Genomic DNA, 11,620 nt, shown 5'->3' with positions numbered 1-11,620 from the left:
ATCTAAAATCGATAGTCCCAAACTTGTACTCAGTCAATCTTTCCCAATCTAAAATCTAAAATCTAAAATCTAAAATCTAAAATCGATCGCCCCAACCCGAACATAAGCTTCAAGTTACAACTAGATTGAGGAACCATCAGCCCGCATCCAGCAGTCTCAACATCCAGTTAGCGACAATTCTGCTAAAGTCAGGTCATCATCCCGTGCATCTTGTAGAGACGCGATTCGCAGCCTCTGCCCCCAAAGCAGTAAAATCCCATCAGCTTGTCACCTGCCACCCGATCGGCAGTAACTTAAAAATTAAGGTAGTTTGAAAATAATCGCCCAAAGTTGAAAGAAACCTTGACATCTGACCTACACTCTGTAATTTAGACCCTCTAGCTGCGCTGCTATCCATATTTAAAAGATGCCATGTCAACCTTAGTCATCGTCGAATCTCCGACCAAAGCCCGCACCATCCGCAACTTCCTGCCGTCCACCTACCGTGTAGAGGCATCGATGGGCCATGTCCGCGACCTACCATCCTCCGCCGAAGAAATACCAGAAGCCGTTAAAGGAGAAAAATGGGCGCAACTGGGCGTAAACGTGGAAGCAGACTTTGAACCCCTCTACGTCATCCCGAAAGATAAAAAGAAAATTGTTAAAGAACTCAAAGACGCCCTCAAAGACGCCACAGAACTGATTCTAGCCACTGACGAAGACCGGGAAGGGGAAAGCATTTCCTGGCATTTGCTGCAAATCCTCAAACCCAAAGTGCCCATCAAGCGGATGGTGTTTCACGAAATCACCCGCGAAGCTATCCGCGATGCTTTGACTCACTGCCGCGATATCGACAATCGAGTTGTACAAGCCCAAGAAACTCGCCGAATTCTCGACAGACTCGTCGGTTACACACTCTCTCCGCTACTGTGGAAAAAAATCGCTTGGGGTTTGTCGGCCGGTAGAGTGCAGTCAGTCGCAGTCAGGCTTTTGGTGCGCCGGGAACGCGAACGCCGCGCTTTCCGCCAAGGTAGCTACTGGGATTTGAAAGCCCTTCTGGAAAAGGGCAAAATTTCCTTTGATGCCAAACTGGTAACTGTTGGCAATGTGAAAGTTGCAAACGGCAGCGATTTTGATGAAAATACCGGGCAAATTATCTCCGGCCGCCGCGTACTTTTGCTGAACGAAGAACAGGCGCGGGCTTTACTTTCACGCATTCAAAACAAACCCTGGACTGTCACAAATCTCGAAGAACGGCCAGTCACCCGGAAACCTTCGCCGCCGTTTACGACCTCGACTTTGCAGCAGGAAGCTAACCGCAAGCTGCGGCTGGGTGCGCGGGAAACCATGCGAATTGCCCAAAGTCTCTACGAACGCGGTTTTATCACCTATATGCGGACGGATTCGGTGCATTTGTCCGAACAGGCTCTTGAAGCAGCGCGCAGTTGCGTGCAACAACTTTACGGCAGCGAATACCTCAGCCCCCAACCGCGCAAATACACCACGAAAAGCAAAGGCGCCCAGGAAGCCCACGAAGCTATCCGTCCGGCCGGCAGCACTTTTCGGACTCCGCAGCAAACTGGATTGGATGGGATTGATTTCCGCCTCTATGATTTGATTTGGAAGCGGACTGTGGCTTCTCAAATGGCAGATTCCCGCCAAACTCACGTCACTGTATTAACTCAGGTAGAAGATGCCGGTTTCCGTTCCAGCGGCAAACGCATTGATTTTCCAGGCTTTTTGCGGGCATACGTGGAAGGTTCCGACGATCCGAATGCGGCGTTGGAAGACCAAGAGGTGATTTTGCCGGCGCTGAAGGTGGGGGATAAACCTAATTGTAAGGATTTAGAGGCAGTTGGCCACGAAACTCAACCTCCCGCCCGCTACACGGAAGCTTCACTCGTTAAAATGTTGGAAAGCGAAGGTGTGGGCCGTCCGAGTACCTATGCGAGTATTATCGGTACAATTGTCGATCGGGGATATGCGAAATTAATAGCTAACGCCCTAATTCCCACATTCACTGCTTTCGCCGTCACGACTTTATTGGAAACACATTTTCCTGATTTAGTAGACACCGGTTTTACTTCCCGAATGGAACAAACCCTCGATGAAATTGCTACCGGCGAGGCGAAATGGTTGCCGTATTTGCAAAAGTTTTATATAGGGGAAACCGGACTCGCAACCCAAGTCAAAGAACAGGAAAGTCAGATTGATGCGAAAGTTGCCCGAACTGTGGTATTGGAAAATCTCTCTGCCAAAGTTTGCATCGGCAAATTCGGTGCATACCTGGAATCTGAAAGCGAAGAAGGCCTGGTAAAAGCATCGATTCCCCAAGATTTGACGCCTGCAGATTTAGATCCTGAAAAAGTTGACTTTCTGTTAAAGCAAAAAACGGAAGGCCCGGAAAAATTGGGTCTTCACCCGGAAACCGGGGAACCGATTTATGTGCTGATTGGCAGTTACGGGCCATACGTTCAGTTAGGGGATGTTTCGGAAACGAACAAGAAACCGAAGCGGGCTTCTTTACCGAAGGGAACGGATAAGGATAGCGTGACGCTGGATATGGCGGTGAGTTTGTTGACTTTACCTCGGTTGTTGGGATCTCACCCGGAGACGGGGGCGAAGGTGCAAGCTAATTTGGGGATGTACGGGCCTTATGTGGTGCACGACCAGGGTAAGGTGGGGAAAGATTATCGATCGATCAAACCGCCGGATGATGTTTTGACTATAGAGCTCGATCGGGCTTTAGAGTTATTATCGCAGCCGAAAGCCGCCCGCGGTCGCAGCAAATCTGCCACACCTTTGAAGGAATTGGGCGCGCATCCAGAGTCGGGAGAATTGATCAATGTTTACGACGGCCGCTACGGCCCCTACGTCAAACACGGCGATATCAATGCTTCTTTGTCTAAGGATGAATCTGTGGAGAATTTCACCTTGCAAAGAGCACTGGAATTGTTAGCAACCAAGGAAGCGGCGGGCGGCGGAAAATCTAGCAGCAAATCCAAGAAGTCAACTAAGACAACTGCGGAGAAATCGGAAACTGCAACGAAGAAGACTGCAGCGAAGAAAACTACTGCTAAAAAGACGACAACTGCGGCGAAGAAAACCACTGCTAAAAAGACGGCGAGTGCGACTGCGACTAAGAAGAAGACAACTTGATTTTAGGGTAGTTTTCACTCATCGAGAAACCCGGACGGTGTAGGGGCAGTGCCGCCGTGCCCGCCCGGTTTTTTTTGTTGGTAAAATACTGTACAAATTTAGGTTTGTAGTAAGGACTTCAGTCCTTAAAATTCGGCTTGAGTGTAGTAGGGCATAAGGTCTCTTGAATGCAATTAAGATATAGACGGCGGCCCAGAACGATAGACTCGGATCACTTTTCCAGTCAATGTCTGACCGATAGATATCGCATCATTAATATTAGTCGTCAGTCTAGCAATATTGTCATCTCGCGTGCAGGCAATAATACCGCAGTGGTCAGGTTGCAGCTTGTGCAGTTGAAAGAAATCGCGCCGATTGACAGTCAAAACAGCCCGATTTTCAACGATCGCAAATGCTAATACATCCTCATCAGGTAGTCCAGCGTTTCCTGCTTGTTGAACAGTCAAGACATCATGCCCCAAAGAACGCAGGTTTTGCACGACTTGCCGGGGAAAGTGTTCGTCTGCATAGATACGCGCCATAGGTTTATTGGATATTTTCAGGTATCTAAAATCTCGTCTGCCTCGTCTTGCAGTCTAATTGCTTCCTCAATTTCGTCCGGGTAAGCTTCAGCATAAGCCCAAACATTTACTAAATCAGCGGCACTCAGATGGGGATAGCAATCTAGGATAAAAGCATCGGTAGCGCCGTCATTGCGATAGCTTGCGAGCAACCACACGGGAATGCGAGTATTGTCAATACAAGCGTCGCCGCCCATCACGCCGGGAGTTTTTGTAATCGGGCGTCCGCTGTTTTTCAGACTCTGGGTTAAGATGCGAATTGCTTCTGCTTTCTCTGCTGGCGTTAAGGCATTGAGTTGCGCTTCTAATTCTGGGATTGTCATACAGCTTATTTGATTTATGAATTATGTATGTATTTGATATTGTAGGGCGATATCCCTATTAGTTAGGTTTGTTGCAAAACGTTGTGAATTAATTCTGCTGCTAGTTCTAGCTTATCGCGGTGAGTAAGGGCTTCCATGTCAACGGTGACTGCTGAGCGGCGCTTGGATGTGGGTGCGGCTGGGGGTGTGGCGGGCAATTCCAAGGTTTCGTAGAAATAATCGATAGGTTTGCTGTAGACGGCGGCGAAGGCGGGTAGCTCCCTCTCGGCGTCTACTTTGCGCTTGCCGTGTTCGATACACGAGATGGCTTGTTGGCTCAGGGTTATCCCGTAGCGCAGCTCTAATTGCTCAATAACTTGCTCTTGGGTTAATCCGAGTGCTTCGCGGGTAGCCTTGAGGCGCTTGCCAAGGGAGAACGCCATATCAGGAAATCATGTAAAGGACAAGGAAATCCTATATTTTTCCTTAAGAAACCTCTATCCGATAAATCACTAGCTATACGATAATCATGTAAATCAAGATTCCGATGGGTTCTACCCACTCAGAAGACTTGCGGACAAACCAGAAACCTTGTGTAGGAGAAGTGAAATGAACGAAATAGTTGAAAAAGCTCAACAGGCAATTGCTACACCCGAAGTGCAAGAGATGTTGAAGAAGTTATCTGAATATGGTTTAGGTGTGTTTATGCCACATATGCACGATCCAGAAACAGGTGACTTTGCCCCGCTTCCTTCAGGGATAGTAGCCGTAGAGGATAATCTACAAGTATCTTTTCATCATGCTTCTGAACCAGAAGTTTCTAACGCTAGACCTGTTGGTTGGGTTTGGGATAATTCTTCTCAAGCAGCTATGGTTTGTACTTATTGTATTGAGTTTAGCGGACGACATAGTAAAAACAAGCATACTTAGGATTCGATACCTGCTTTATTTTCTATTGATTAGTCAGCCGACAATTACAGGATCTACATCATGGCAAATGAGAAACCCCCGGACATCAGAGACCCCAATGCTTTTGAAGCAAAAGATGGAAAAAAATGCCCTTCGTGTGGCGGAACAGGAAAAATAAAGCCTGAAAAAGCTGTTAGAGAGGCCGTTTGCCAAAAGTGTAATGGCAAGGGGTACTATATCTAAACGATTTTTGTTGATTGAGTACAGTGTGAGATAAGTCCAGTTTTATCTCACTCTATGCCTGAAAAGGTAGAAAACAGTTGTTATTATCAAATATTTTTGCTTTAACAACGTAAGGTCTATTATTCCACAGGAGTTGACTATGAAATTTTCCGCTGACCGTACAGAGAAAAAAGGACCTTTGGGAGGAGCTTACTACGAAACATATATCAAAATAACTTTGACACCAGAAGAGGAAAATATTGCCCACAAACAAGGCATTATGAGAACGATAATTTTCGGAGGTAGCAGTTCTGATGACCCTGAAACAATAGAGGCGATGCGTCTTTGTGGTCGGTTACAAATAAGAATGGGAGATTTAATCGAAGGGATTACTGTTAAAGTTGGTAGCGGTCAATAACTGGGAAGGCTTGCAGGGTTTGAAGATTTGATAAAACAGCGTTGTAAAAACTTCAAGTCCAACCTTGAAGCAGATCAGTTTTTTGGCTCTGGCGGGTCTAAAGACGAAGAGGAGTTATAGGCTCGGATCGTGGAGTAATTTGTTCTGAGTTTTGTTTAGAAATGGAGAGATAAAATGTCAAACAAGCCAATGAAAGAGGATCGCACTGAGAATCGTGCGTCAGCAAAAGATAAAGTAGAGCAAGTGGTTGCAAAACTCAAGCTAACTAAAAATGAGCGAAGAGAGCTACATGAACGCTTAGAAGACTACATGAGCTACGAGGAAATACTGGAACTTGCAAAAAGTATGTTCCAACAACAGTCAGAAGGCCGTTGGTAAATAATGAAGGGATAAAAAAGCATCGCCTTTTTTTCAATCCCGGAAAAAAGTGCGATCGCACTTTTTTCCGGGATTGATGAAAGTGCGATCGCTCTATTTTGCATAATTTGCACTGACGAGCGTATTAATTTCAGTTAAATCAGTCAGTTTTATATCATTTGCGAGATCGCACCACCCACCCTATCTCTGACCTCGCGCTGGTCTAAAATCTCCTCAGTCGCCAAAAAGGCCATATGTGCGATCGACCATTTGTGACCCTCAAACCTTTTAAGGAGAAATGTCTGTTGGCGGATGCCATCCAGCACTAACCCACTGACGCCTGACAGTAACAGCAATATGATTGTTTAGTTGTAGTGCTGTGACTGTTGCGCGACCGCAATCTGTAAGTCCAATAATTTCTGTAGCGTCTTCACTCCAAGCAAAATTTTGTGACCGTTGTTGAGTGCGCGGATTAAACAACTTAACGTGCTTTTGCGTGACCGGATCTAATGCGTCAGTTTGGGTTCCTTTGTAATTATTGCATAGACTACAAGCCAGCCAGAGATTTTCTTCCTCGTCAGTACCGCCAATCGCTTTAGGAATAATATGGTCAATTTCCAATATTCCCAGCACATACATTTGTAAACTGCGACAATAACCGCACCGATTTTGAGCTTGTGCGCGAACTCTGGCTCTAACTTGTTCGGAAATCGCCATTTTCCTTATCCTTTTAATGGTTCCAGCAAGCCGCGCCGCACAGCTTCATTTAACGCTTGAGCTTGTCGCAATAGTCGAGTTTCATATATGTGGATTAAGGCCTGCAATTCAGCCAGTTCTACAGATGCGATCGTACCGGATTGTTGGCGGTCTAGCAATTCACTCAATCGTTGTTCTTGGAGTGGTTGCAGCCGGAGTTGAGTCAGAGTGATTACTTCTGAATCAGACAGTGCTGATACTGGTTTAGCGGTTGGTAAGAGAAAATTTTCCAGAGTTTCTACTAGAATCTCACTCACGGTGCGGTGGCGTTGCAGCGCTAGCAATTCTGCTTGGTGATAGACTTCATCTGGCAGATTTAGGGTGATTTGGGCGGTCATAGGTGCAAAGCTATGAAACTAATATTTATATTATGCCATATTTTACTTGGAGTATTAGACATCTGCCCAAAAGAAATGAAGAAGGAACTCGCTTGCTAAAAATACGGCGACAGCAACAAAGAAGAAAACCAAGTGAAATTAGTTTAGTTTTCACTCATCCCAGAAACCCGGTTTCTTTATTTGTAAAACACTAGACAAGATGGCAAAAATAGGTTTGTACTTCAATCCTTAAAATTCTATGATCTTCCTTTGTCTCATAAGCGTCTGCGGGGTTCGATCGCCCTTATTTTTTTTGCAACATATCAACTCCAACTCTTGTCAAGCCTACCTTTTGGGCTTGCTTGTCACCCGTCAGCAAAATCATCCTATTTACTTATTGACAATTGCTCCTCTCTGTCAAATTGTCAGGGATAGAACATATAAGGTTAAAAATTGTATCATAAGCAACAGAAAGTATCCAATTTTTTATGTAGGGCTCTACAATGGACAAAAGAAACAAGATTAAGAGGCGCGATCGCTATGGATACGAATGAAAACCTAGACTGGGAAGAAGCATTTGAGTACCGAGCGGGCTTAACAGTGGAGTTGAAGTCCCAGCCAGGGGTTTTGCATAAGATCGCTTACTATGAAGTGATGATGGTACCGCCCATCTGGTTAGAAAATGACCCGCGTCCCCGCTATCCTCACGAAGTGCGAGTCGTTTCGCAGCAGCCAACTGTCTCCAATGTTTGCCGGATTTCAGAGTCTCCTGTTTTAGTCGCCTCCTAAGTTTTTTCAGCGGGAAATATCGGCGATGGCATCTAGCCAGCAATCAAACCGATGCAGTGATTTTCGGATTGAGATTGCTGTAGTTTACTTTTTGGCGATTGCTTAAGATATAGATTGCGCCGAGAGTGCGATCGACTCCAATCACTTGACCTGTTAATGTTTCAAGTGAGGAAATAGCCTGATTAATGTTACCAGCGATTCTGTTAAATCATCCTCTCCCCTACAGACAATGTATTCGAGCACGATCAGACTGTAAGCTGTGCAGTGTGATAAAATGACGGCGATTTAGAGTTAAAACTGCTCGATTTTCACTGACTGTAAAAGCTAACACTTCTTCGTGCGGATTTTTTGGTTATCTTTTCCGGCTTTTTGCAGTGTCAGAATATTGTGAATCATAGGGCCCAGCAATTCTCCAACCACTCTGGGAAAATGTATTTGCTATTATACGCACGCAGTTCCTTTCTCTCTGCTTTCTTCCTCTGCGCCCTCTGCGCCTCTGCGGTTCATTAAAACAAAGCCCGTTCACAAATAAAATAGCATTGCTATATCTTTTTAACTTCTTGATAAATCTCTAAATTATAAAAATTGCTCACCCTTTTACCCTGAGCTTAAACGAACCCAAAAAACTTTAAGATAAAAAAAGTCATACCATTTTAGATTTTAAATTTTAGATTGGAAATGACTGAGGACATAAAACTTGGGATTTTGCCTACAGTTGCATTTTTTTTGAGTAACTGGTATTAGCCATCAGCAGGCACAAACTAAAATCAACTTCAGCTATAAATCATGATGACTTCTACCTTGAGAAGCATATTTTTCGGGACTTGCACAACTTCTCCCACCCGCAGCAGCACATACGCAGCAGGTGCCCAGTGAACACTCTCAGCAAGCTCTTATGTAAATCATATTTTATATTACTGAATTCCTTGATCCCCGCGAATCTATATCTTTATTACCTCGAAATTGTGCGAAGTTTAGCCATAAATTAACATTGATTTAAACTTTGATGGAGACATAAACAAGCTAGAATTCAATAGTTGGTGTGGAAGACATGGAGTTTAAATACAAAATGTCACAGATAACCAATTAATATCGATCGCACTTCACGATCGCACTTTAGAAAACAACCACAACTTAGGAGTCAATAGCTGATGATGCTAGGAACAACCGAGATCCCGCAATTAAAGCCGCTTTCCGACTCAGAACTACACAAAATGAACGCCTACTGGCGGGCGGCAAACTACCTATCCGTCGGACAAATCTATCTCCTCGACAACCCCCTACTCAAAGAACCCCTCAAAATCGAACACGTCAAACCGAGACTCCTCGGACATTGGGGCACCACTCCAGGGCTAAACTTCATCTACGTTCACCTCAACCGCATCATCAAAGCCCAAGACCTCAACACTATCTACATCGCAGGCCCCGGACACGGCGGGCCGGGCTTGGTGGCCAACACCTATCTCGAAGGGACTTACAGCGAATATTACTCGAACATCTCCCAAGATGAAGAGGGTATCAAACGGCTGTTCAAACAGTTCTCCTTTCCCGGCGGTATCCCCAGCCACGTCGCCCCGGAAACCCCCGGTTCGATTCACGAAGGCGGCGAACTCGGCTACGCCCTGGTGCACGCTTACGGGGCGGCTTTCGACAATCCCGATTTGATTGTGGCGGCCGTTGTCGGCGACGGGGAAGCCGAAAGCGGCCCCTTGGCTGCTAGCTGGCACTCTAACAAGTTTCTCAACCCGGTTCGCGACGGGGCCGTGTTGCCGATTTTGCACTTGAACGGGTACAAAATTGCCAATCCAACGCTGTTGGCCCGCATTCCGCAGGAGGAATTGGAAAGTTTGATGGTCGGTTACGGCTACAAACCTTATTGGGTGGAAGGTTCAGACCCGGAAACCATGCACCAGTTGATGGCGGCAACTCTCGATACCGCGATCGGCGAAATTAAGGCAATTCAGGAAAAAGCCCGGACGGAGGGCTATTCGGGCCGTCCCCAGTGGCCGATGATTGTGATGAAAACTCCCAAAGGCTGGACGGGGCCCAAGGAAGTTGACGGTAAGAAAACAGAGGATTATTGGCGATCGCACCAAGTCCCGCTTTCGGAAATGGCTTCTAAGCCCGGACACGTCCAACTCCTGGAAGATTGGATGAAAAGCTACAAGCCGGAAGAACTCTTCGACGAAACGGGCAAGTTAATTCCCGAATTGGCAGAATTAGCGCCCAAGGGCTCTCGGCGGATGGGGGCAAATCCCCACGCTAACGGCGGCCTGCTGCTGCGAGACTTGAAAATGCCGAAATTTGAAGACTACGCCGTTGACGTGCAAAAACCGGGCACTGTAATGGCAGAAGCAACCCGCGTTTCCGGTCGTTTCCTGCGAGAGGTGATGACACTGAATCAGGAAAACGCCAATTTCCGCATTGTCGGGCCCGACGAGACGGCCTCAAACCGCCTCGATCCGGTGTTTGAAGTGACGAACCGGATGTGGGCGGGGGAAATTTTGCCCGAAGACGATCGCATCTCCCCCGACGGCCGAGTGATGGAAGTCCTCAGCGAACATCTATGTCAGGGATGGCTGGAAGGCTATTTGCTGACGGGACGCCACGGCTTTTTCTCTTGCTACGAGGCGTTTATTCACATCATCGATTCGATGTTCAACCAACACGCCAAGTGGTTGAAAACTACTAACGAGATTCCTTGGCGCCGACCGATCGCCTCTCTCAACTACCTGCTAACTTCTCACGTTTGGCGGCAAGACCACAACGGTTTTTCTCACCAAGATCCGGGTTTTATCGACCACGTAATTAACAAGAAAGCGGAAGTGGTGCGGATTTATTTGCCGCCCGATGCGAACACTTTGCTGTCAGTAACGGATCACTGTCTCCGCAGCCGCCACTATGTCAACGTGATTATTGCAGGGAAGCAGCCGGCGTTGCAGTATTTGGATATGGATGCTGCGATTAAACACTGTACCGCCGGCATCGGCATTTGGGAGTGGGCCAGCAACGATAAAGGTGGCGAACCGGATGTGGTGATGGCTTGCGCGGGTGATGTTCCGACGCTGGAAACTTTGGCTGCTGTTGACATTCTCCGCCGAGATTATCCCGATTTAAAAGTGCGGGTGGTGAATGTGGTGGATTTGATGACACTTCAGCCTGCTAGCGAACATCCCCACGGTTTGTCTGACAAGGATTTTGATACTTTGTTCACGAAAGATAAGCCGGTGATTTTTGCTTTTCACGGCTATCCTTGGCTGATTCACCGCTTGACTTATCGCCGGACAAATCACTCGAATATTCACGTTCGGGGTTACAAGGAAGAGGGAACGACTACGACGCCCTTTGATATGGTGGTGATTAATGACCTCGATCGATTCCATTTGGTTGGAGATGTACTCGATCGCGTTCCAAAACTGAGCTCTGTCGCAGCTTACGGCAAACAAGCTATCCGCGACAAGCTGATCGAGCACAGGCAGTATATCACCGAACACGGCGATGATATGCCGGAAATCCGCGACTGGAAGTGGCCGCACGCGGGCCCGGTTTCGCCGGAACCGCCGAAGGAAACGAAAGATCCGGGGGCGACTGCAGAACAAACCGTGCGATCGGGTGCACCGGGGTAATAAGTTTGCAGTCAGGACTTTAGTCTTTCTTCAGTTAGATTGATGCGGACTAAAGTTCTTCCATTTTTTCCCTAAGTCCTGTATGAATGAATCATATCAATTCCAGTTGGATCGGAATTATTTAACCGCAGAGAACGCAGAGAACACAGAGGAAGATTTGAAGGCGGTTTTTAAACTCTTTTGCTAATATGATAAAATTTAAATACAATCAATATCAAATCCCTAG

Annotated in this window: 12 protein-coding genes; 7 read left to right on the top strand and 5 right to left on the bottom strand. The window is 46.6% G+C overall.

The window, feature by feature from the left end; genetic code table 11:
* Window positions 1–411: 411 nt before the first annotated feature.
* Window positions 412–3,138 carry a type I DNA topoisomerase gene (gene topA / locus QUA50_RS23980; RefSeq protein WP_333266978.1) on the top strand — a complete coding sequence of 909 codons (2,727 nt, stop codon included), beginning with the start codon at window positions 412–414 and terminating at the stop codon, window positions 3,136–3,138.
* 173 nt (window positions 3,139–3,311) lie between these two features.
* On the opposite strand, the gene QUA50_RS23975 is transcribed toward topA, so the two are convergent.
* From QUA50_RS23975 to QUA50_RS23965, 3 genes are all read right to left on the bottom strand, one after another.
* Entirely contained in the window at window positions 3,312–3,659 is a 348-nt protein-coding gene (locus QUA50_RS23975) for a DUF5615 family PIN-like protein (RefSeq protein WP_333266979.1), read from the bottom strand.
* A gap of 17 nt (window positions 3,660–3,676) precedes the next feature.
* Window positions 3,677–4,021: a DUF433 domain-containing protein gene (locus QUA50_RS23970; protein WP_333266980.1), complete on the bottom strand. Its 345-nt coding sequence runs from the start codon at window positions 4,019–4,021 to the stop codon at window positions 3,677–3,679.
* Window positions 4,022–4,083: 62 nt separating this feature from the next.
* Complete coding sequence (locus QUA50_RS23965; protein ID WP_333245601.1) at window positions 4,084–4,443, bottom strand: helix-turn-helix transcriptional regulator; 360 nt, start codon at window positions 4,441–4,443, stop codon at window positions 4,084–4,086.
* A gap of 166 nt (window positions 4,444–4,609) precedes the next feature.
* On the opposite strand from QUA50_RS23965, the gene QUA50_RS23960 reads away from it, so the two are divergent.
* From QUA50_RS23960 to QUA50_RS23945, 4 genes are all read left to right on the top strand, one after another.
* Window positions 4,610–4,930, top strand: a complete 321-nt coding sequence (locus QUA50_RS23960) for a hypothetical protein (RefSeq protein ID WP_194069375.1) — start codon at window positions 4,610–4,612, stop codon at window positions 4,928–4,930.
* Between the two features lie 60 nt (window positions 4,931–4,990).
* Complete coding sequence (locus QUA50_RS23955) at window positions 4,991–5,152, top strand: hypothetical protein (RefSeq protein WP_194069377.1); 162 nt, start codon at window positions 4,991–4,993, stop codon at window positions 5,150–5,152.
* Window positions 5,153–5,291: 139 nt separating this feature from the next.
* Complete coding sequence (locus QUA50_RS23950; protein WP_333266982.1) at window positions 5,292–5,549, top strand: hypothetical protein; 258 nt, start codon at window positions 5,292–5,294, stop codon at window positions 5,547–5,549.
* A gap of 174 nt (window positions 5,550–5,723) precedes the next feature.
* Window positions 5,724–5,927, top strand: coding sequence for a hypothetical protein (locus QUA50_RS23945; RefSeq protein WP_333266984.1), 204 nt, complete (start codon window positions 5,724–5,726; stop codon window positions 5,925–5,927).
* 267 nt (window positions 5,928–6,194) lie between these two features.
* Here QUA50_RS23945 and QUA50_RS23940 read toward each other — a convergent pair whose 3' ends face one another.
* Window positions 6,195–6,623, bottom strand: coding sequence for an HNH endonuclease signature motif containing protein (locus QUA50_RS23940; protein WP_333266986.1), 429 nt, complete (start codon window positions 6,621–6,623; stop codon window positions 6,195–6,197).
* Between the two features lie 5 nt (window positions 6,624–6,628).
* Complete coding sequence (locus QUA50_RS23935; protein WP_333263688.1) at window positions 6,629–7,000, bottom strand: hypothetical protein; 372 nt, start codon at window positions 6,998–7,000, stop codon at window positions 6,629–6,631.
* Window positions 7,001–7,519: 519 nt separating this feature from the next.
* On the opposite strand from QUA50_RS23935, the gene QUA50_RS23930 reads away from it, so the two are divergent.
* Together QUA50_RS23930 and QUA50_RS23925 are read left to right on the top strand one after the other, a co-directional pair.
* On the top strand, window positions 7,520–7,768 hold the full coding sequence (locus QUA50_RS23930) for a hypothetical protein (protein WP_333266988.1): 249 nt from the start codon (window positions 7,520–7,522) through the stop codon (window positions 7,766–7,768).
* Window positions 7,769–8,919: 1,151 nt separating this feature from the next.
* Window positions 8,920–11,394, top strand: coding sequence for a phosphoketolase family protein (locus QUA50_RS23925; RefSeq protein WP_333266990.1), 2,475 nt, complete (start codon window positions 8,920–8,922; stop codon window positions 11,392–11,394).
* The last annotated feature ends 226 nt before the right edge of the window (window positions 11,395–11,620 follow it).

This window comes from Microcoleus sp. M2_D5 (assembly GCF_036701935.1).
GTDB lineage: Bacteria > Cyanobacteriota > Cyanobacteriia > Cyanobacteriales > Microcoleaceae > Microcoleus.
The sequence above is the reverse complement of the archived record's forward strand: the minus strand, read 5'-3'. Positions and strand labels throughout refer to the sequence as shown.